This is a genomic window from Micromonospora violae (genome assembly GCF_004217135.1).
GTDB lineage: Bacteria > Actinomycetota > Actinomycetes > Mycobacteriales > Micromonosporaceae > Micromonospora > Micromonospora violae.
In genome coordinates this window covers 6,984,902-7,005,154 of the sequence record NZ_SHKK01000001.1, presented here as the reverse complement: position 1 = coordinate 7,005,154, position 20,253 = coordinate 6,984,902, and the positions used below count along the sequence as shown (strand labels likewise).

The following is a 20,253-nucleotide window of genomic DNA, read 5'->3' as shown; positions in this document are numbered from 1 at the left end:
AGTGGCACCCCCTGTGGGGGCGTTCGGCCAGCTCAGCCGCCCTTGCCGATGATCGTGTCGGCGGTCTGCTGCACCTGGTCGATCGGGATGGCGAACCCGATGCCAATCGATCCGTTCCCATCGATGGTGGCGATGGCGGTGTTCACCCCGACCACCTCGCCGCGCGCGTTGACCAGTGGCCCACCCGAGTTGCCCGGGTTGATGGACGCGTCGGTCTGCACCGCGCTGTGCCGGTTGTTGCCGAGCCGCACCTGGCGGTCCAACGCGCTGACGATGCCGGCGGTGACCGTCCCGGCCAGACCGAGCGGCGAACCCACCGCGAGCACCGGTTCACCGACCCGGGTCGCGCCGGGCTTGGCCAGGGGCAGTGGGGTGAGACCGGCGGACGCGGGCACCTTCAGCACGGCCAGGTCGCTGCGTGGCTCCCGTCCGACCACCTCGGCGGCGAACCGGCGGCCGTCGGGCAGCTCCACGGTCACCGGCCCGCCACCCCCCTTGGCCAGGATGTGGTCGTTGGTGATCAGGTGCTGCTGGTCGTCCACGGCGAAGCCGGAACCGGTCGCCGATCCGCTGGTCGCGCCGCCGGCCAGCACCGACACCACCCCGGGTACGGTCTTCGAGGCCGCGGTCACCAGCTCGGCGGGCACCGGGGCGGCGGACGCCGCGGCCGGGCCCCCAGCCCCGTCCCGGCCGGCCACCACGCCGCCGGCGACGGCACCGGAGATGGTGGAGAGCGCCACCACGGCCAGCGCGGCGAGCAGCCGCCGGGGCCGTCGCCCGCCCGGGTCGCGTTCGGGCGCGTCCCACCACCCGCGCCCGTCCGGGTCGAGTTCCGGCGAGATGAACCAGGGACCGCGCGGTTCGCCCAGTCCGGTCTGCACTGCCATACGTACTCCTCACGGTCGACGTCGGTTGTGCGCGGCGGTCAGGGCAGCCGGGAGAACCAGCGCATCGAGCCGGCGGCGGCACCCATCGCGAACACCAGTCCGAGGCCGATGAACCGGGCCGAGACGTCCTGCCGCTCGGTGCGGTAGCCGACCGAGCTGCCGATGTCGTCGTAGACGGCGCGCAGTTCGTCGGTGGTGCTGGCCTCGTGGAACATCCCGCCGGTCTCCTCGGCGACCGCCCGGAGGGTCTGCCCGTCGACCGGCACCTGGATCGGCCGTCCGCCTCGGTCGACGAACCCGGACGGCGTGCCGAACGAGATCGAGTGCACCGGCACCTCCGCGGTCACCGCCTCCGCCGCCGCCTCCATCGGGTCCATCCCGGAGGTGTTGGCGCCGTCGGAGAGCAGGATGATCCGGGCCGGCGGCGGTGCCTTCGCGGCTTCGCTGTCCAGGCTCTTGACCGCGCCGAGCGAGGTGTTGATGGCCTCGCCGATCGCGGTGCCCTGCACGCCGGTGATGCCCTCGGCGAGCCGACCGATCCCCTCGTCGAGGGCGTCCCGGTCGGTGCCCGGGGGCACCAGCACCGCCGCGCTGCCGGCGAACGCGACGAGACCCACGTTGAACTCGTCGGGCAGGCCCTCGACGAAGCGTCGGGCAGCCTGTTTCGCCGCGGCAAGCCGGTCCGGTTCGACGTCGGTGGCGAGCATCGAGGTGGAGACGTCCACCGCCACCATCACGGTGGCCCGTTCCCGGGGCACCCGGACCTCGGCGCTCGGGCGGGCGAAGCCGACCACGAGCAGCGCGAGCATGGCCAGGAAGAGCCCGGCCGGTACGTGCCGCCGCCAGGCGGGCCGCTCCGGCGCCACCCGGTCCAGCAGCCGCAGGTTGGTGAAGCGGACCGCGTAGCGGCTGCGTCGCCGCTGCATCACCAGGTACGCGACGACCAGGGCGAGCACGCCGAGCAGCAGCCAGAGTCGCAGCGGCGACTGCCAGCTCACGCGGCACCTCCCCGGGGCTGGCCGACCGGCGCGGCGGCCAGCCGACGCTGGGCGTGCACGTGTCGGACGATGTCCGCGCTCCAGTCCCCGTCGGTGCGCAGCGGGAGGTGGGTGGCCCCACTGCGACGCAGGGCCTGGTGGACCTGGTCGCGCTGGGCGGCGGCGGCCTCGGCGTACCGCAACCGCAGGCCACGGTCCGATGTGCACACCTCGCGGTGCCGACCGGTCTCCGGGTCGACCAGCGTGATCAGGCCGACGTCCGGTAGTTCCAGCTCACGCGGGTCGGTCACCTCGATCGCCAACACCTGGTGTCGGACGGCCAGCCGGCGCATGGTCCGCTCCCAGGGCGCGGCCCGGCTCGGGTCGTCGGGCAGCCCGTCGAGGAAGTCGGAGACCACCACGACGAGTCCACGCCGGTTCGCGATCCGGTGCAGCGCGTCGAGCCCGTCCGCCAGATCGGCTGGTCGGGGCGTCGGCCCGCGCCCCGGTTGGTCGGTGGGCGCGGTGGCACGCGGGGCGGCGAGCAGCGCGCGCAGCAGCGCCAGCAGATGGGTACGCCCGCTGCGGGCCGGGAATCGGCGTACCCCGTCGGCGCGGAGCACCTGGGCGCCGAGGCGGTTGCCGACGCCCGCGGTCAGGAAACCGACCGCCGCGACGGCGGCTACCGCCAGTTCCCGTTTGTCCAGCTCGGCGGTGCCGAACTCCATGCTGGCGCTGCCGTCGACGAGCAGCCAGGTGGTGAGTTCCCGGTCGGCGTCGACCTGCCGGACGTGCGGCACGGCGGTGCGGGCCGTGACCGCCCAGTCCATCCGGCGGACCTCGTCCTCGCCCGGCCGGTACTCACGGCTGCCGGCCGGTTCGCTGCCCGGACCGGGCAGCAGACCACGGTACTGACCGTGCAGGAGGCCATTCAGTCGACGCGTGACGGTCAACTCCAGGCGGCGCAGACGCTGGTCCGGGGCCAGCTCGGCCAGACCGGGGTCGGCGGGCGCGGCGGGCGCGCGTCTCATGCCGCCGCCAGATCCGGTGCCGACTGGGGGTGCCCGCTGGCCAGTCGGGGCGGTGGCACCGCCTCGACGAGCCGTCGCACCACGCTCTCGGCCGACACCCCGTCGGCCACCGCGTCGAAGGACAGCACCAGCCGGTGGGCGAGGACGTCGACGGCCAACTCCCGGATGTCCTCGGGCAGCACGTACTCCCGCCCGCGCAGCAGGGCCTGGGCCCGGGCCGCCGCCACCAGGCCGAGGGTGGCCCGTGGGCTGGCCCCGTACGCCAGCAGCGGGGCGATATCCGGCAGCCCGAACCGGCCCGGGTCGCGGGTGGCGAGGATCAGCCGCACCACGTACTCGGCCAGCGCGTGGTGGACGAAGACCCGCTCGGCGTGGGCCTGGAGGTCCCGCAGCCGTTGCGCGTCGAGCACCTGCCGCGGGCTCGGCTTGTCGGTGCTCATCCGGTAGAGGATCGCCAGTTCGTCGGCGTCGCTGGGGTAGTCGACGACCACCTTCATCAGGAACCGGTCCCGTTGCGCCTCCGGGAGTTGGTAGACCCCCTCGGACTCGATCGGGTTCTGGGTGGCCAGCACCAGGAACGGCTCCGGGACCGGCCAGCTGCGCCCGCCGATGGAGACCTGCCGCTCGGCCATCGCCTCCAGCAGCGCCGACTGGACCTTGGCCGGAGCCCGGTTGATCTCGTCGGCCAGCACCAGGTTGGCCATGATCGGGCCCAGTTCGATGTCGAAGGTCTCCTTGGACGCCCGGTAGATCCGGGTGCCCACGATGTCGGAGGGCACCAGGTCCGGAGTGAACTGGATCCGGGAGAAGGTGCCGCCGACCACCGTCGCGAGGGTCTGCGCGGCCAGTGTCTTGGCCACACCGGGTACGCCTTCCAGGAGGCAGTGCCCGTTGGCGACCAGGGCGGTGAGCAGGCGTTCGACGAGGCGATCCTGCCCGACGATCACGCGTTTGACCTCGAAGAGGGTCTGTTCCAGCTCGATGCCGGTCGGCTCCGGATCGACCGGGCTGGGCATGCTGGCCAGGGTGTCCGAGATGTCCGTCACGGTGCTTGCTTCCCGGGCACACGCTCGGCAAACGTGGGATTGTGCGGCCCGGACCGGCCCGGAGCATGCCGAACAGGGATGGGATGCGCGAAAGGGTGACGACCGACGCGAGCCCGCCGAGGAGAGCACAACGGTCCCGGGATGGGCCACGCGGGCCGCGACCGGCACAACCGGGAACGGCCCTCGCGCACGAGGCGCGGGGGCCGTTTCTGCCGGTTCGGTCAGGGAGTGTGGGTGAGCAGTGTGAAGCCCAGGTCGGCCGGGGTTCCGGCCGAGTTGCGGGTCTGGATGAACACCGCGTTGGGCGTGCTCAGCCGTGGAGCGACCGAGATCTCACCGGCGGGCGGGATGCAGCAGGCGTCGGCCCGGGAGATGGTCGCCAGGAAGGCGCCAGCCGAGACGACGTAGCCGAACTGCACCTCGTACTGGCCGGGGCCGTACTTGATCACGGTGCCGGTGCCACGCGCCTTGGTGCCGTTGGAGTTGACGACGGTGAAGACGTTGGTGGCCACCAACGTGGTGGCCGCACCGGCCTTCAGCGCGGCCTTCGCCTTGCGCGCCGACTCGGCGGTGACCGGCGGCTGAGAGTTCGAGGCGCGGGCCGCCGGCTGGACGGCCTCCTGCGGCGCCTTCGCCGACGGCTGGGCGAGGGCGATGCCCCCGCCGGCCAGACTGAGCGCCAGGACGGCGAATGTGACCGCCGCCGCCTTACGTCGGAAGGATGTGCTCATGACAGGTCCCCCTTGTGTGACCGTGTAAATTCGGCCGACCCGCGGGGCGGGACGGATGACTGCCCATAATGAGGCGTACAACGACAGCTGGATCGGGGGAAAGCTGTTTCACCACCACCCCGTCAAGATTGCTTTTCAGCGATCTGCATCCCCTCTGAGCTGGGATTACTACTCAGAGTTGCGTCGTCTAAACCACGAGGAACGTAGCACCGGAAAAAGCTGTCAGTCAATAGTTGATCTCGCTTTTTCGGGGGTGTCATCCACCCGTCAGATAATTGCGAAATGTGAGCGCATCACCGTTCATGAAATGGTGTGACCGGGCCCGACTACGATCATCGTCGTGATCGTCGACGCGCCACCCGCACCGCGAAACGCACGGCTGCGCACAGCGCTCTGCTGGCTTGCCGTCACGCCCACCGCCCTCTGGGCGGCAGCCCGGCTGCTCGGCCTGGACCACGGGCCGTTGGTGCAGGCGCTCGCCTTCACGCCGTACGTCGCGGGCGTCAGCGTGCTCGTCCTGGCCCTCGCGCTCGCCCTGCGGCGCTGGTGGCCGGCGGCGCTCGCGGCGCTGGCGGCGGTCGCACTGCTCGGCACGGTCGCACCCCGTGCGCTGGCCAGCCCGCAACCGGCGGCAGCCGGGCCGACCGTACGGCTGCTCACGGCCAATCTGCTCGCCGGCGCCGGCGACGCGCGGACGCTTGTCGAACTGGTCCGGCAGCACCAGGTGGACGTGCTCACCGTGCAGGAGTTCACTCCGGACGCGCAGGCCGCCCTGGATCGGCTCGGCCTCGACACACTGCTGCCGCACCGGCAACTCAACCCAGAGGTCGGCACCACCGGCTCCGGGCTCTACTCGCGGTGGCCGATCACCGACGTCGGCGTCCGGCGCAACCTCGACGGTTGGGGTTTCACCCAGGCGTACGCCACGGTGTCCGTCCCCGGCGGACCCCCGGTCCGCGTCGAGTCGGCCCACCCGTCCGCGCCGTACGCGGTGGACCAGGTGGGCGCCTGGCGCACCGACCTGACCGCCCAACCACCCGCCACCCCGGACGGCGGTCTGCGGATCCTCGCCGGGGACTTCAACGCGACCCTCGACCACAGTCCACTGCGGGCCCTGCTGCGCACCGGCTACGTCGACGCCGCCGACGCCACCGGGCAGGGCCTGACCGGCACCTGGGGCCCGTACGACGGCGACCTCATCCCACCGGTCACCATCGACCACGTACTGGTCGACCACCGGATAGCGGTCCGCTCGGTGCAGGTGCTCGCCCTACCCGGCAGCGACCACCGCCCCGTCCAAGCCACCCTCACCCTCCCCCAACCCACCCCCTAACCCGCCCCGCACGCCCCGCGTCCCGCAGCCGCGCCCTGCGGCCGCACCCCCGCGCCGATCATGGAGTTGTGGTGGGCGTTTTGGGCACCGAAGCCCGCTACGTGCACCACCACAACTCCATGATCGACCGGGGAGGGGAGGGCGGGGCGACGGGTCGGGTGGGGGTGGGGTTAGACAGTGGTGGGGGCCAGTCCGTAGGTGAGGGCGTCCACCAGGGCGTGCCAGCTGGCCTCGACCACGTTCGGGTGGACGCCGACAGTGGTCCAGTCACGGCCTCGGCCGTCGGAGGTCTCCAGCAGCACCCGGGTGACCGCGCCGGTGCCGTGGCTGCCCTCCAGGATGCGCACCTTGTAGTCGGCCAACTCGAAGTCGCGCAACTGCGGGTAGTGCCGCTCCAGCCCCACCCGCAGCGCCTCGTCGAGTGCGTTGACCGGGCCGTTGCCCTCGGCGGTGGCGATCACCCGCTCACCGCGTACGCGGATCTTGACGGTCGCCTCGGAGACCACCGCGCCGTCCTCACGGTGCTCGACCAACACCCGGTACGACTCCAGTTTGAACGGTCGGGCCGGGCTGCCCTCCGGCAGTTCCGAACGGACCAGCAACTCGAAGGAGGCATCGGCCGCCTCGAAGGACCAGCCACCCGCCTCCAGCTCCTTGACCCGCCTGGTGACCCGGGTCAGGGCGTCGGGGCTGCCGGCCAGGTCCAGGCCGAGCTCGCGACTCTTGAGCTCGACGCTGGCCCGACCGGCCATCTCGGTGACCAGGATCCGCATGTCGTTGCCCACCACCGACGGGTCCACGTGGTTGTAGAGCAACGGGTCGACCTTGATCGCGCTCGCGTGCAACCCCGCCTTGTGGGCGAAGGCAGCGGCCCCGGCGTACGCCTGGTGGGTGTCGGGGGCGATGTTGGCGATCTCGGCGATGGCGTGCGAGACCCGCACCATCTGCGCCAGGCAGCCCTCCGGTAGGACGGGCATGCCCAACTTGAGCTGGAGGTTGGCGACGACCGCGAAGATGTCGGCGTTGCCGGGGCGTTCGCCGTACCCGTTGGCGGTGCCCTGCACGTGGCGGACGCCGGCCTCCACGGCGGCGATCGTGTTGGCCACCGCGCAGGCGGTGTCGTTCTGGGCGTGCATGCCGAGCAGCCCGGCGTCGATCCCCAGCCGGTTGGTGAGGTCGAGGATCGCGGCGGTCACCTGGGACGGGAGCATGCCGCCGTTGGTGTCGCAGAGCACCATCCGTTCGGCGCCGGCGGCGAGCGCGGTCTGCACCACCGCCGCGCCGTACGCGGGGTCGTGCCGGTAGCCGTCGAAGAAGTGTTCGCCGTCGACGAAGACCCGCCGGCCCTCGCTGACGAGGTGGCTGACGGTGTCGTGGATCATCGCCAGGTTCTCCGCGCCGGTGGTGCGCAGCGCCCGCTCGACGTGCCGGATGTCGGCCTTGGCGACCAGGGCCACCGCCGGGGTCTGCGCGTCCAGCAGGCCGCGCACCTGGGGGTCGTCGGCGACCGCCACACCGGCCTTGCGGGTGGCACCGAACGCGACGAGTACGGCGTGCCGCAGGTCCAGTTCGGTGCGGGCGCGTCGGAAGAACTCGGTGTCCTTGGGCACCGCGCCCGGCCAGCCGCCCTCGATGAAGCCGACGCCGAACTCGTCGAGCAGCCGGGCCACGGCCAGCTTGTCGACCACCGAGTAGGTGAGCCCCTCGCGCTGGGCGCCGTCGCGCAAGGTGGTGTCGAACACCTGGAACGTCATCAGGATCCTTTCTCGGAGCAACAAAAAGACCTCCCGCGAATGCGGGAGGTCTGCGCGCTCGGCAGAGGGGAGAGCCGGCGCGCTAGATCGCAATAATCAGGGCGGTGCTGGTCACGGTGGTTACTCTGCCACCCCTCCCCGGGATTTGGGAGGAACAACCCACATATCGGGATAGTGACAGAGGGTGGTTCCTGCTCGATCGCCGTACGGTTCACCGGAAACCGCCACTCGTGATCGGCTTCACAAGTCGCCAGGCCACCGACCGGCGCAAACGGCGGTACGGAAGCATCTGGAACGGATCCAGTTACGGCCACCGTGCCGCCTACAAGGAGGACCTGTGCTCACTGTCGGTGACCGCTTCCCTGAGTACGAACTCACCGCCTGCGTATCGCTGGACGCCAACAAGGCGTTCGAGACGATCAACCACAAGTCCCACGAGGGCAAGTGGCGGGTGGTCTTCTTCTGGCCGAAGGACTTCACCTTCATCTGCCCGACGGAGATCGCCGAGTTCGGTCGGCTCAACGGCGAATTCGCCGACCGGGACGCACAGGTCCTCGGGGCGTCCGTGGACAACGAGTTCGTCCACTACGCGTGGCGCAAGGACCACCCGGACCTGCGGGAGCTGCCGTTCCCGATGCTCAGCGACATCAAGCGCGAGCTCTCGGCCGCCTGCGGGGTGCTGGGCGAGGACGGCGTGGCGCAGCGGGCCACCTTCATCGTCGACCCGAACAACGAGATCCAGTTCGCCATGGTGACCGCCGGCTCGGTCGGCCGCAACGTCTCCGAGGTGCTGCGGGTGCTCGACGCCCTGCAGACCGACGAGCTGTGCCCGTGCAACTGGAACAAGGGCGGCGACACCCTCGACGCCAACGCGCTCCTCGCCGCCGGGGTCTGACCGTGGGTCTGGACGCGATCAAGGCGGCCCTGCCGGAGTACGCCAAGGACATCAAGCTCAACCTGGGCTCCACCGTCGGCACCTCGACGTTGACCCCGGCGCAGGCCTGGGGCACCGCGCTGGCCTGCGCGGTGGCCGCCCGTAACCCGGTGGTGCTGCGCGAGATCGCCGCCGAGGCGCTCGACCACCTCGGGCCGGAGGGTGTCGAGGCGGCCAAGGGCGCCGCGGCGATCATGGCGATGAACAACATCTACTACCGGGCCAAGCACCTCATCGGCGACGAGCAGTACGCCTCGATGCCGGCCCGACTGCGGATGCAGATCATCGCGCGGCCCGGGGTGGACAAGGGTGACTTCGAGCTGTGGTGCCTGGCCGTTTCGGCCATCACCGGCTGCGGGGTGTGCCTAGAGTCGCACGAGAAGACGCTGCGCGGCAGCGGTTTCACCCGGGAGCAGGTGCACGAGTCCCTGCGCATCTCCGCCGTGGTGCACGCCGCGGCGGTCACCCTGGACGCCGAGGCCGCACTGGCCTGAGCACGTACGCCCCGACGGGCCGATGCCGCATCTCGCGGCGTCGGCCCGTCGCCGTTTCCGGCCCCCGACGGCCGGGTAGCTCCTGCGGGGAGATGAGTTGCTCGGTGACAGTCAGGAGTGAACGGCATGGACAGGATTGATCCGCACGCCACCCACGCCGGGCCGGACCCGCTGCGCGGCGGCGGCCAGGGCGCGGTGCCCGGCGGCGCGCCCGCCGGCACCTTCGACCCCTGGCGCTACCGGGACCAGGCCGGTGTGGCCGACGCCGACCTGGTCGGCTACAAGGTCGAGGCCACCGACGGCGGAATCGGCAAGATCGACAGCGCCAGTCACGAGGTGGGCGGCAGCTACCTGGTCGTGGACACCGGCCCCTGGATCTTCGGCAAGAAGGTGATGCTGCCGGCCGGCACGGTCAACCAGGTCGACCACGACCAGCGCACCGTCTCTGTCGACCGGACCCGGGACCAGATCAAGGCGGCCCCGGAGTACGACGAGACCAGCCACAGTGACCCGAGCTACCGGGATCAGCTGGGTGGCTACTACGACGAGACGTACGGCGCGCTCCCGCCCGGCACGGCACGGTGACCGTTCGACCCGACGGCCGGTGGGGCGCTGCCCCACCGGCCGTTACCGTGTGAACGTGGACGCCACCGAGGACAACACCCAGGTCTCGCTCCCCGCCACCTTCAACTTCCGCGACGTCGGTGGCTACGTCGGCCACGACGACCGGCCCATACGCCGAGGCCGGCTCTACCGTTCCGACTCGCTGCACCGCCTCACCGAGCAGGACTCGGACGCGTTCGCCGCGATCGGGATCCGCACCGTCATCGACCTGCGCCGCCCCACCGAGGTGGAGCGGGACGGCCGGGTGCCGGCATACCAGGGGCTCAGCTACCGGCACATCCACCCGGAGCACGACGGCTGGGAGGCGACACCGCACGTGGAGGGCGCGAGCCTGGCCCGATACCTCGCGGACCGGTACGCCGACCTGGCGCAGACCGGCACCGCCGGGCTGGCCGAGGCGGTGGGGCTGATCGCTGACTCCGCCAACGCCCCGGTGGTGGTGCACTGCGTCGCCGGCAAGGACCGCACCGGCATCGTCTGCGCGCTGACCCTCGCCGTGCTCGGCGTCGACGACGCGGACATCACCGCGGACTACGCGCTGAGCAGCGAGGCGTCCGCGCGGTACAGCGCCTGGCTGGCCTCCGTCACCCCGGGCGGCATGGACGTGCCGGCGCCGTTCCTGAGCTCACCCGCCGAGGCGATGCAGATCTTCCTCAACGAGCTGCGTGTGGGCCACGGCTCGGTCGAGGCGTACCTGCGCCACGCCGGGGTGACCGACTCGCAGCTCGCCGCGCTCCGCGACCACCTGCTCGACGAGCCCACCGGGACGAAGCCCACCGACGCGTAGGGCCGACCGCGTCGGCCCGTCCGGGTGGACGGGCCGACGCGGCGACGACGCTCAGAAGACCTGCTGCACCCAGCCGTACGGGTCGGCCGCCTTGCCCCGCTGGATGTCGACCAACTGCTGACGCAGGGCCATGGTGACCCGGCCGGACTCACCCCCACCGACGAGGAACTCGCCGTCCGGGAAGCGCACCCCGCCGATCGGCGTGATCACTGCGGCGGTGCCGCACGCGAAGACCTCGCGCAGTCGGCCGCTGGCCGCGTCGGCCTGCCAGTCGGCGAAGCTGACCGGCCGCTCCTCGACCTGGTGACCGGCCGCGGAGGCCAGCGTCATGATCGCGTCGCGGGTGATGCCGGGCAGGATCGTGCCGGTCAGCGGCGGGGTCACGATCGTGTCGTCGTCGTAGACGAAGAAGACGTTCATGCCGCCCAACTCGTCGACGAAACGGCGCTCCACCGCGTCCAGGAAGACCACCTGGTCGCAGCCGGCGTCGATGGCCTCGGCCTGGGCGGCCAGCGAGGCGGCGTAGTTGCCACCGCACTTGGCCGCGCCGGTGCCACCGGGTGCCGCCCGGGTGTAGTCCGGTGAGACCCAGACCGTGACCGGCTTGATCCCACCGGTGAAGTACGCCCCGACCGGCGAGGCGATCACCATGTAGAGGTATTCGTTGGCCGGGCGGACGCCGAGGAAGGCCTCACTGGCGAACATGAACGGCCGCAGGTAGAGGCTGCCGTCCTCACCGGTGGGGATCCACTCCCGGTCGATCTCGATGAGCTTGTGCAGCGAGTCGACGAACACCTCCGGCGGCAGCACCGGCATCGCCATCCGCTGCGCGGAGGTGGCGAAGCGGGCCGCGTTGGCGTCCGGCCGGAACATCGTCACGCCACCGTCGGCCGTCCGGTACGCCTTGAGCCCCTCGAAGATCTCCTGCGCGTAGTGCAGCACCGCGCTGGCCGGGTCCATCGGGATCGGGCCACGCGCCTCCACCCGGGCGTCGTACCAGCCCTTGCCGTCGGCGTAGCGGACGGTGACCATGTGGTCGGTGAAGACACGGCCGAACCCGGGGTTGGCCAGCAGGGCGGCCCGGTCGGCGGCGGATACCGACGCGGCATTCGGACGGATCTCGAAATCGAGCTTGTCACCACCGCTCATCGCGCTGACCTCCCTGCGGAACAACGGCATGCGGGACCGCACACCGACATGGCTGTGCCAGAAACTTACCCCGAACGGTCGTTCAGCGGGTAGCGCCGGTCGGGCCGGACGGACTGCCCGGGCAGACCGACGCCGGGCCGATCGCAGCCGCGCCGGGACGGTCAGGATACGGCGTGGGCGGCGAGCCGGTCGCCGACCTCTTCGGTACGCAGCGGCACGCCCGGAACCCGGCTGGCCAGCTCGGCGGCGACCGCCGCGTTGACCCGGGCGGCGGACTCGCTGTGCCCGAGCTGCTCCAGCAGCAACGCGGCGGAGAGCACCGCGGCGACCGGGTCGGCGATGCCCTGCCCGGCGATGTCCGGAGCCGAGCCGTGCACCGGCTCGAACATCGAGGGGTACGCGCCCTCGGGGTTGATGCAGCCGCTGGCGGCCAGCCCGATGCCACCGGTGACGGCCGCGGCGATGTCGGTGAGGATGTCGCCGAAGAGGTTGTCGGTGACCACCACGTCGTAGCGCTGCGGCTGGGTGACCAGGAACATGGCCGCCGCGTCGACGTGCTGGTACTCGGTGGCGACGTCCGGGTGCTCGGCGGCGACCGCGTCGAAGGTGCGCGCCCAGAGCGACCCGGCGTGGGTGAGCACGTTGGTCTTGTGTACGAGGGTGACCTTGCGCCGTTCCCGGCGGGCGGCGCGGGCGAACGCGTCGCGGATCACCCGCTCCACGCCGTGCCGGGTGTTCAGGCTCTCCTCGGTGGCGACCTCGGCCGGGGTGTCCCGGTGCAGGGAGCCACCGGCACCGGCGTAGAGACCCTCGGTGCCCTCGCGCACCACCACGAGGTCGACCTCGCCCGGCTTCACGTTGCCCAGCGGGCCGGCGACCCCGGACCAGAGCCGGGACGGGCGCAGGTTGACGTACTGGTCGAAGGCGAAGCGGAGCTTGAGCAGCAGCCCTCGCTCCAGCACACCCGGCGGGACCGTCGGGTCACCGACCGCGCCGAGCAGGATCGCGTCGTGCCCGGCCAGCTCGGTCAGCACCGAGTCGGGCAGCACCTCTTTGGTGCGGTGCCAGCGGGCCGCGCCGAGGTCGTACTCGGTGGCCTGCACGCCGGGCAGCACCGCGTCGAGGACCTTGCGGGCCTGCGCGACCACCTCGGGCCCGATACCGTCACCGGCCACCACCGCGATCCGCGCCACGACCGCACTCCTCTGCTCAATGGTTCTGTCCCGGCAACGGTACGTCGCCGTCCCGCCTCCCGGTACGGCACGTCCACTATTCGGGATCGGGAATCCACAGCACCCTCTCAGCTGGGACTCATAGGGCGGTCATCTCCGCTGCCTACCGTAGTGATCAGTGGGTCGCGGGGGCCCGCTGACCAACGGGGTCGCGATGACGCGACGCCACGCGCGAGGGGGCAGATGCGATGCGCATCGACGAGCAGCCACGGACCCGCTGGCCGGACCCGTCCGCATTCCGCAGCCGCCGACCGGACCTTCGTCTCGGCAGCCGCCGGCACCGGATCGACCCGGCCGCCGCCACCGAGGGCCGGATCGCGGTGCAGCACACCGTACGCACCGCGACCGCCGAATACACCCTGCTGCTCAACGCGCCCGAGTGGCTCGGCCGCCGGGGCGTGGGCGAGGCGCTGCGGGACAGCGTCGCCGAGCTGCGCGCCATCGACCTCACCTACGGCCCCAACCGACCGGACAGCCTGGTCTCCCGGCTGCGCCGGGGTGAGATCAGCCCGGACTCGTACCCTCCGCTCGCCGATCTGGTGGACCGCTGCGCGGCGATGCGCGCGGCCACCGACGGGTGGTTCGACGCCTGGGCGGTGCCCGGTGGCTTCGACCCGGGCGGGTTGCTCGGCGGTTGGGCCGTGGAACGCGCCGCGGAGCGGCTGCGCGCCGCCGGCATCCACGACTACGCCGTACTCGTCGGGGCTGACCTCGTGGTCCGGGGCCGCGCGCCGCACGGTGGGCCCTGGCGGGTCGCGGTGCACCACCCGACCGCACCCGAACGCGCGCCGCTGGTGCTGGAGATGACCGCCGGCGCGGTCGGCACGTCCGGGGTGACCGGGCGGCACGGGCACGTGGTGGACCCGCACACCGGCGAGCCGGCCGATCACCTCGTCGCCGCCACCGTCGTGGGCCCCGACCTGACGGTCGCCGACGCCTACGCCACCGCGCTCTACGCGGCCGGGCCCACCGGCCTGGCGTGGTTCCGGGGTAGCTCCGACTATCGCGCGCTCTTCGCCCACCGACGCTGAGCGGAACGTCACCGCACCGAACCGTCGGGTTGCGATCGGCCCCCACGGTCTCGGCAACGACCATGGGGGCCGGTCAGCGACGAGTGCGCGTGGCTCGCACAACCGAGGGGTGCGGACCGGTCGGGCCGGACGTCGACCGCGCCACCCGAAGACGGGCCGGCGCCTCGAACTCGGCCAGTGACCGCAGTGCGTACGCTAGCGAATCGACTCAACTCGACGCAAGAGTCTCCACACCGGACCGTCGTGACCGGAGACTGCGGTAATCAGTCGTTAACCGGCGGCGAGGCAGTTTCGACATGGTGAACGGCGGATGGCACGCTATCCGCCGTGAGTTTCGATCTGAGCGTGTGGGCCCTGGAGGACGGGGCGACGCCCGAGGACGTGCGGACAGCGGTCGACGGTTGCCGGCAGGGGAGGCACATCGACCGCTACCCCGACCCCCGGGTGGTCAGCTTCTACCGGGCGATCACCGCCTCCTACCCGGACCGTCACCCCGGCCCGAACAGCCCGTGGGCGGTGGCACCGCTGCACGCCGCCCACGACCACGTCGAGCTGAACCTGCACCCGACCTGCGCGGACCAGGTGCTCCTGGACATCGAGCGGCTGGCCGGCGAGCACGGGCTGATGCTGTTCGACCCGCAGGACGGCTCGGTGTACCCGCCCCCGGCGCGACTGCCCGGCTGACCCCACCGGCGGCGCGGACGGGAAATGACGAGGGGCCCGGCAGATCGCCAGGCCCCCCACAGTGCTTGCCGTCTACTACTCGTCGCGCAGGTCCGCGGCGCTGGCCGCGGTGGCGCCGATCGACTCGGCGGCCGACGTGAGCAGGTCGGCGCCGAGCGCCTGGTCGACGGTGAGCGTCATCAGCGTCTCGCCGCCCGCCTCGCGACGCGCCACCTGCATGGCAGCGATGTTGATGCCCGACTCGCCGAGCAGGGTACCGACCGTGCCGACCACACCGGGGCGGTCGACGTAGCGCAGGAAGAGCAGGATGCCCTCCGCGCCGATCTCCACGTCGAAGCCGTCCACCTCGGTCAGCTTCAGCACGTCCCGAGCGCCGGAGTGGGTGACCGTCCCGGAGACGCTGACCGTCCGGCCGTCCGGCAGCGCGCCGCGCACCGTGACCAGGGTCGGCTGCTCGGCCGTGTCGGCCAGGGTGGCCAGGGTGACCTCGACGCCGCGCTCGGCGGCCAGGTGCGGGGCGTTGACGTAGGTGACCTGCTCCTCGACCACGGAGCTGAACAGGCCCTTGGTGGCGGCGAGCTTGAGCACCGACACGTCGTGGCTGACGATCTCACCACGGACCTCGACCGTGACGCTGGCGGCGACCCCACCGGCGACCGCGGTGAACGCCCGGCCGAGCTTCTCCGCCAGCGGCAGCAGCGGCCGAACGTCCTCGGCGACCACACCGCCGGCCTGCACGTTGACCGCGTCCGGGACGAACTCGCCCTGCAACGCCAGCTTGACGCTCTTGGCCACGGCGAGACCGGCCTTGTCCTGCGCCTCGTGGGTGGAGGCGCCCAGGTGCGGGGTGGCCACCACGTTGTCGAAGGCGAACAGCGGCGACGAGGTGCACGGCTCCTTGCTGTACACGTCGACACCGGCGCCGGCGACCCGACCCTCGGCGATCGCGTCCGCGAGCGCCTGCTCGTCGACCAGCCCGCCACGGGCGGCGTTGACGATGCGAACGCCGGGCTTGACGATCGCCAGCTCCTTCTCACCGATCAGACCCACCGTCTCCGGCGTCTTCGGCAGGTGGATGGAGATGAAGTCGCTCTCCCGCAGCAGCTCCTCCAACCCCACCAGGCGGACGCCGAGCTGCGCCGCACGGGCCGGCTGGATGTACGGGTCGTACGCGATCAGCCGGGTGCCGAAGGCGGCGATGCGGGAGGCGAAGAGCACCCCGATGCGGCCGAGCCCGACCACGCCGACCGTCTTGCCCTGCACCTCGACGCCGGTGTACTTCGACCGCTTCCACTCCCCCGCCTTGAGCGCGGCGCTGGCGCTCGCGGTGTTGCGGGCAACGGCGAGCAGCAGCGCGACAGCCTGCTCGGCGGCGGAGACGATGTTGGAGGTGGGCGCGTTGACGACCATGACGCCCCGCGCGGTGGCGGCCGGCACCTCGACGTTGTCCAGCCCGACGCCCGCCCGGGCGACCACCTTGAGGCGCGGCGCGGCGGCGATCGCCTCGGCGTCGATCTGGGTCGCGCTGCGCACGATGACGGCGTCGGCCTCGGAGAGCGCCGAGAGCAGGGCCGGACGGTCGGTGCCGTCGACGTGACGGACGTCGAAGTCGTGGGCGAGCACCTCGATGGCGGCGGGGGCGAGTTCTTCGGCGATCAGTACGACAGGATTCATCGGTCCTCGTAGAGGTCGTGTTTGCGATCGGCGCGGGTGGCCGGGCGCTGCACTGCGCCCTGCGCTGATCCGTGCCGTGGCCGTCAGGTGCCGGCTGCGCACCTACAGGCGATCGTAGGGGCCGCGCTGGTCGGCGTGTCCCGGTCTTCGGGGTGAGTGCCCTCACACGCGCGGTCGCGCGGCGGACATCGGCCGTTCACCACGGCGAAACCGCTGGCGCGCGCCCGTGCACACGGGTCGGGCGTAGTTGACGGCCCCGGGTCGCGCTGGGGAGAGCGCGGCCCGGGGCCGTCGGAAACATCGTCCGGAGCGGCCGGACGATCAGGCGGTCTCGGTGATCGGGCGATCGACCCAGCTCATCATGCCGCGCAGCTTCTTGCCGGTCTCCTCGATCGGGTGCGCCGCACCCTCGGCCTGCCACTTGGTGAAGTTGGGCCGGCCGGCCTCGTCCTCGGCGACCCACTCGCGGGCGAACTCGCCCGACTGGATCTCGCCCAGGATCTTGCGCATCTCATCCTTGACCCGGGAGTCGATGATGCGCGAGCCACGGGAGAGGTCGCCGTACTCGGCGGTGTCGGAGATGCTGTAACGCATCTTCGCGATGCCGCCCTCGTACATGAGGTCGACGATCAGCTTCAGCTCGTGCAGGCACTCGAAGTAGGCGACCTCCGGGGCGTAGCCGGCCTCGGTGAGCACCTCGAAACCGGTCTGCACCAGCGCGGAGGCACCGCCACAGAGCACCGCCTGCTCGCCGAAGAGGTCGGTCTCGGTCTCCTCGGTGAAGGTGGTCTTGATCGCGCCGGCCCGGGTGCCGCCGATGCCCTTGGCGTACGCGAGGGCGAGGGCGAGCGCGTTGCCGCTGGCGTCCTGCTCGACGGCGACCAGGCAGGGCACGCCCTTGCCGTCGCTGTACTGGCGGCGGACCAGGTGGCCGGGGCCCTTGGGCGCGACCATCGCCACGTCCACCTCGGCCGGCGGCTTGATCAGGCCGTACCGGATGTTGAAGCCGTGGCCGAAGAAGATCGCCTTGCCGGCGGCGAGGTGCGGCTCGATCGACTCCGTGTAGAGCTTGCGCTGGGCGGTGTCCGGCGCGAGCACCATGATCACATCGGCCTCGGCGGCGGCCTGCGCCGGCGTGACCACCCGCAGGCCCTGCTCCTCGGCCTTGGGGCGGCTCTTCGAGCCGTCCGGCAGACCGATCACCACGTCGACGCCGGAGTCACGCAGCGACAGCGCGTGGGCGTGGCCCTGGCTGCCGTAACCGATCACCGCGACCTTCTTGGCCTGGATCAGGCCGAGGTCGGCATCGTCGTCGTAGTACACCTCAACGCTCATGAGAACTTCCCTTTCGTACGACGGGCCGGGACGGCCCGTCGTGGTCTGTGCGGATGGATTCGCCGACGGCCCGCCGGGGCCGACCGGTGGCGGGTCAGGCGGCCCGGAGCGCGGGACCGGCGGTGATCGAACGCGAGCCGCGCCCGATCGCCACCAGCCCGGACTGGACCATTTCCTTGATGCCGAAGGCTTCGAGGTCGCGCAGGAGCGCGTCGAGCTTGTCCGGGGTGCCGGTGGCCTCGATGGTCAGCGTGTCGGGTGCGACGTCGACCACCCGGGCGCGGAACAGGTTGACCGTCTCCAGCACCTGTGACCGCGCGGACCGGTCGGCGCGCACCTTCACCAACAGCAACTCCCGGGCGACCGAGACCTGCGGGTCCAGCTCAACGATCTTGAGCACGTTGACCAGCTTGTTCAGCTGCTTGGTGACCTGCTCCAGCGGGGACGACTCAGCGTTGACCACGATGGTGATGCGGGAGACGTCCGGGTTCTCGGTCTCGCCCACGGCGAGGCTGTCGATGTTGAACCCGCGCCGGGAGAACAGGCCGGAGACCCGGGCGAGCACGCCGGGCTTGTTCTCCACGAGCACGGACAGGGTGTGCATGGTCACTGCGTCTCCTTTGTCAGGCCCTCGCTGCGCTCGGTGCATTCGGTCATGACTAGATGTCGTCCTCGTCGAAGACCGGACGGACGCCACGGGCGAACATGATCTCGTCGTTGCTGGTGCCGGCCGCGACCATCGGCCAGACCATCGCGTCCTTGCCGACCACGAAGTCGATCACCACGGGCGCGTCGTTGATCTCCATGGCCGCGGCGATGGTCTTGTCCACGTCAGCCGCGTTCTCGCAGCGCAGCCCGACGCAGCCGAGGGCCTCGGCGAGCTTGACGAAGTCCGGGATGCGGTGCTTGTGGGTGCCCAGCTCGGTGTTGGAGTAGCGCTCGTTGTAGAAGAGCGTCTGCCACTGCCGGACCATCCCGAGATTGCCGTTGTTGATCACGGCGATCTTGACCGGGATGCCCTCCAGCGCGCAGGTGGCCAACTCCTGGTTGGTCATCTGGAAGCAGCCGTCACCGTCCACCGCCCAGACCACCGTGTCCGGCTTGCCGACCTTGGCGCCCATCGCCGCCGGCACCGCGTAACCCATGGTGCCGAGACCGCCGGAGTTCAACCAGGTGTACGGCTTCTCGTAGGAGATGAACTGCGACGCCCACATCTGGTGCTGGCCCACCCCGGCGACGAAGATCGCGTCGGGGCCGACGATCTCGCCCAGCCGCTTGATCACGTACTGCGGGGACAGGGTCCCGTCGGACGGCTCGTCGTAGCCCAGCGGGTAACGGTCGCGCAGGTCGTTGAGCTGCGTCCACCAGTCACCGAGATCGGCGGTACGCCCCGCCGACCGTTCGGCGGTGACCGCGACGATCAGCTCGTCGATGACGTGCTTGGCGTCGCCGACGATCGGCACGTCGACGTGCCGGTTCTTGCCGATCTCGGCCGGGTCGATGTCCGCGTGGACCACCGCAGCGTCCGGTGCGAACGAGTCGAGTTTGCCGGTGACCCGGTCGTCGAAACGCGCGCCCAGCGCGACGATCAGATCCGCCTTCTGCAGGCCGTAGACCGCGGCGACCGTGCCGTGCATGCCGGGCATCCCCAGGTGCTGTTCATGCGAGTCGGGGAACGCCCCGAGCGCCATCAGCGTGGTGACGACCGGGATGCCGGTCAGCTCGGCCAGCCGGCGCAGCCCGTCGGTGGCGCCGGCCTTGAGCACCCCGCCGCCGACGTAGAGCACCGGCCGCCGGGCAGCGGCCATCAGCCGTGCCGCCTCCCGGATCTGCTTGCCGTGCGGGTGCAGGGTGGGCCGGTAGCCGGGCAGGTCCAGTGTGGGCGGCCAGGAGAAGGTGGTCGACGCCTGGAGCACGTCCTTGGGGATGTCGACCAGCACCGGGCCGGGTCGCCCGCTGCTGGCCAGGTGGAACGCCTCGGCCAGCACCCGGGGGATCTCCTCGGCGTTCTGGACGAGGAAGTTGTGCTTGGTGATCGGCAGGGTGATGCCCTGGATGTCCGCCTCCTGGAAGGCGTCGGTGCCGATCGACGGGCGGGCCACCTGCCCGGTGATCGCCACCATCGCCACCGAGTCCATGTACGCGTCGGCGATCGGGGTGACCAGGTTCGTCGCGCCCGGCCCGGAGGTGGCGATGCAGACGCCGACCTTGCCGGTGGCCTGCGCGTAGCCGGTCGCCGCGTGCCCCGCGCCCTGCTCGTGCCGCACCAGGATGTGCCGGACCGTCGAGTCGTAGAGCGGGTCGTACGCCGGCAGGATCGCGCCACCCGGAATGCCGAAGACGACGTCGACGTCGAGCGCCTCAAGGGACCGCACGAGCGAGCCGGCCCCGGAGACCTGGGTCGGGGCGGAGGGCCGTACCGCCGGGGTGGCCGGCCGGGTGGCGGCCTGGTCGACGTCGAGGGTCGGGTCGGCGGCCGCGCGGGCCCGGCGGGCAGTGTGGGCGAGGGTCTCGGGCGTGGGTCTCGTCATGGCGGTTCTGGCCTTCGGC

19 protein-coding genes are annotated in these 20,253 nt (G+C 71.5%); 7 read left to right on the top strand and 12 right to left on the bottom strand.

Annotated elements, in window-relative coordinates; all coding sequences use genetic code 11:
* Nucleotides 1–32: 32 nt before the first annotated feature.
* The 5 genes from EV382_RS31855 to EV382_RS31835 form a co-directional block, all read right to left on the bottom strand.
* A complete protein-coding gene (locus EV382_RS31855) occupies nucleotides 33–887 on the bottom strand; it encodes a S1C family serine protease (protein WP_130408046.1) in 855 nt (284 codons plus the stop codon).
* A gap of 38 nt (nucleotides 888–925) precedes the next feature.
* Nucleotides 926–1,885, bottom strand: coding sequence for a VWA domain-containing protein (locus tag EV382_RS31850; protein WP_130408044.1), 960 nt, complete (start codon nucleotides 1,883–1,885; stop codon nucleotides 926–928).
* On the bottom strand, nucleotides 1,882–2,895 hold the full coding sequence (locus EV382_RS31845) for a DUF58 domain-containing protein (RefSeq protein WP_130408042.1): 1,014 nt from the start codon (nucleotides 2,893–2,895) through the stop codon (nucleotides 1,882–1,884). The genes EV382_RS31850 and EV382_RS31845 overlap by 4 nt, the downstream gene beginning before the upstream one ends.
* Nucleotides 2,892–3,941 (bottom strand): AAA family ATPase, encoded by a 1,050-nt coding sequence (locus tag EV382_RS31840; protein ID WP_130408040.1) that lies wholly within the window; start codon nucleotides 3,939–3,941, stop codon nucleotides 2,892–2,894. The genes EV382_RS31845 and EV382_RS31840 overlap by 4 nt, the downstream gene beginning before the upstream one ends.
* Nucleotides 3,942–4,162: 221 nt before the next feature.
* On the bottom strand, nucleotides 4,163–4,672 hold the full coding sequence (locus tag EV382_RS31835; protein ID WP_130408038.1) for a hypothetical protein: 510 nt from the start codon (nucleotides 4,670–4,672) through the stop codon (nucleotides 4,163–4,165).
* Between the two features lie 343 nt (nucleotides 4,673–5,015).
* On the opposite strand from EV382_RS31835, the gene EV382_RS31830 reads away from it, so the two are divergent.
* The gene (locus EV382_RS31830) at nucleotides 5,016–6,005 is read left to right on the top strand and encodes an endonuclease/exonuclease/phosphatase family protein (protein ID WP_130409389.1); all 990 of its coding nucleotides are present in this window, start codon (nucleotides 5,016–5,018) and stop codon (nucleotides 6,003–6,005) included.
* Nucleotides 6,006–6,175: 170 nt separating this feature from the next.
* Here EV382_RS31830 and cimA read toward each other — a convergent pair whose 3' ends face one another.
* Nucleotides 6,176–7,759, bottom strand: a complete 1,584-nt coding sequence (gene cimA, locus EV382_RS31825) for a citramalate synthase (protein ID WP_130408036.1) — start codon at nucleotides 7,757–7,759, stop codon at nucleotides 6,176–6,178.
* A gap of 337 nt (nucleotides 7,760–8,096) precedes the next feature.
* Between cimA and EV382_RS31820 the strand changes: the two genes are divergently transcribed.
* The 4 genes from EV382_RS31820 (at nucleotide 8,097) to EV382_RS31805 (ending at nucleotide 10,598) form a co-directional block, all read left to right on the top strand.
* Nucleotides 8,097–8,654, top strand: a complete 558-nt coding sequence (locus tag EV382_RS31820; protein WP_130408034.1) for a peroxiredoxin — start codon at nucleotides 8,097–8,099, stop codon at nucleotides 8,652–8,654.
* A gap of 2 nt (nucleotides 8,655–8,656) precedes the next feature.
* Nucleotides 8,657–9,187, top strand: a complete 531-nt coding sequence (gene ahpD / locus EV382_RS31815; protein ID WP_130408032.1) for an alkylhydroperoxidase, AhpD family — start codon at nucleotides 8,657–8,659, stop codon at nucleotides 9,185–9,187.
* A 126-nt stretch (nucleotides 9,188–9,313) separates the two neighbouring features.
* Complete coding sequence (locus tag EV382_RS31810) at nucleotides 9,314–9,772, top strand: PRC-barrel domain containing protein (RefSeq protein ID WP_130408030.1); 459 nt, start codon at nucleotides 9,314–9,316, stop codon at nucleotides 9,770–9,772.
* 55 nt (nucleotides 9,773–9,827) lie between these two features.
* Nucleotides 9,828–10,598, top strand: a complete 771-nt coding sequence (locus EV382_RS31805; protein WP_244236880.1) for a tyrosine-protein phosphatase — start codon at nucleotides 9,828–9,830, stop codon at nucleotides 10,596–10,598.
* A gap of 51 nt (nucleotides 10,599–10,649) precedes the next feature.
* Here the strand turns inward: EV382_RS31805 and EV382_RS31800 are convergent, their stop codons facing one another.
* Together EV382_RS31800 and EV382_RS31795 are read right to left on the bottom strand one after the other, a co-directional pair.
* A complete protein-coding gene (locus EV382_RS31800; RefSeq protein WP_130408026.1) occupies nucleotides 10,650–11,747 on the bottom strand; it encodes a branched-chain amino acid aminotransferase in 1,098 nt (365 codons plus the stop codon).
* A gap of 161 nt (nucleotides 11,748–11,908) precedes the next feature.
* Nucleotides 11,909–12,940 (bottom strand): 3-isopropylmalate dehydrogenase, encoded by a 1,032-nt coding sequence (locus tag EV382_RS31795; protein WP_130408024.1) that lies wholly within the window; start codon nucleotides 12,938–12,940, stop codon nucleotides 11,909–11,911.
* A 227-nt stretch (nucleotides 12,941–13,167) separates the two neighbouring features.
* Between EV382_RS31795 and EV382_RS31790 the strand changes: the two genes are divergently transcribed.
* Together EV382_RS31790 and EV382_RS31785 are read left to right on the top strand one after the other, a co-directional pair.
* A complete protein-coding gene (locus EV382_RS31790; protein ID WP_130408022.1) occupies nucleotides 13,168–14,010 on the top strand; it encodes an FAD:protein FMN transferase in 843 nt (280 codons plus the stop codon).
* A 327-nt stretch (nucleotides 14,011–14,337) separates the two neighbouring features.
* Entirely contained in the window at nucleotides 14,338–14,694 is a 357-nt protein-coding gene (locus EV382_RS31785) for a hypothetical protein (protein ID WP_130408020.1), read from the top strand.
* A 75-nt stretch (nucleotides 14,695–14,769) separates the two neighbouring features.
* Here EV382_RS31785 and serA read toward each other — a convergent pair whose 3' ends face one another.
* From serA to EV382_RS31765, 4 genes are all read right to left on the bottom strand, one after another.
* Nucleotides 14,770–16,368 carry a phosphoglycerate dehydrogenase gene (serA, locus tag EV382_RS31780; RefSeq protein WP_130408013.1) on the bottom strand — a complete coding sequence of 533 codons (1,599 nt, stop codon included), beginning with the start codon at nucleotides 16,366–16,368 and terminating at the stop codon, nucleotides 14,770–14,772.
* A gap of 321 nt (nucleotides 16,369–16,689) precedes the next feature.
* A complete protein-coding gene (gene ilvC / locus EV382_RS31775) occupies nucleotides 16,690–17,703 on the bottom strand; it encodes a ketol-acid reductoisomerase (RefSeq protein WP_130408011.1) in 1,014 nt (337 codons plus the stop codon).
* 94 nt (nucleotides 17,704–17,797) lie between these two features.
* Entirely contained in the window at nucleotides 17,798–18,313 is a 516-nt protein-coding gene (ilvN, locus tag EV382_RS31770) for an acetolactate synthase small subunit (protein ID WP_088946549.1), read from the bottom strand.
* Between the two features lie 49 nt (nucleotides 18,314–18,362).
* Nucleotides 18,363–20,234 (bottom strand): acetolactate synthase large subunit, encoded by a 1,872-nt coding sequence (locus tag EV382_RS31765; RefSeq protein WP_130408009.1) that lies wholly within the window; start codon nucleotides 20,232–20,234, stop codon nucleotides 18,363–18,365.
* Between the last annotated feature and the right edge of the window lie 19 nt (nucleotides 20,235–20,253).

Bases quoted from the DNA above. Each gene is read 5' to 3' on its own strand.
- EV382_RS31855 (WP_130408046.1), bottom strand. From the start codon at position 887: ATGGCAGTGCAGACCGGACTGGGCGAACCGCGCGGTCCCTGGTTCATC.
- EV382_RS31845 (WP_130408042.1), bottom strand. From the start codon at position 2,895: ATGAGACGCGCGCCCGCCGCGCCCGCCGACCCCGGTCTGGCCGAGCTG.
- EV382_RS31835 (WP_130408038.1), bottom strand. From the start codon at position 4,672: ATGAGCACATCCTTCCGACGTAAGGCGGCGGCGGTCACATTCGCCGTC.
- cimA (WP_130408036.1), bottom strand. From the start codon at position 7,759: ATGACGTTCCAGGTGTTCGACACCACCTTGCGCGACGGCGCCCAGCGC.
- EV382_RS31810 (WP_130408030.1), top strand. From the start codon at position 9,314: ATGGACAGGATTGATCCGCACGCCACCCACGCCGGGCCGGACCCGCTG.
- EV382_RS31800 (WP_130408026.1), bottom strand. From the start codon at position 11,747: ATGAGCGGTGGTGACAAGCTCGATTTCGAGATCCGTCCGAATGCCGCG.
- EV382_RS31790 (WP_130408022.1), top strand. From the start codon at position 13,168: ATGCGCATCGACGAGCAGCCACGGACCCGCTGGCCGGACCCGTCCGCA.
- serA (WP_130408013.1), bottom strand. From the start codon at position 16,368: ATGAATCCTGTCGTACTGATCGCCGAAGAACTCGCCCCCGCCGCCATC.
- ilvC (WP_130408011.1), bottom strand. From the start codon at position 17,703: ATGAGCGTTGAGGTGTACTACGACGACGATGCCGACCTCGGCCTGATC.
- EV382_RS31765 (WP_130408009.1), bottom strand. From the start codon at position 20,234: ATGACGAGACCCACGCCCGAGACCCTCGCCCACACTGCCCGCCGGGCC.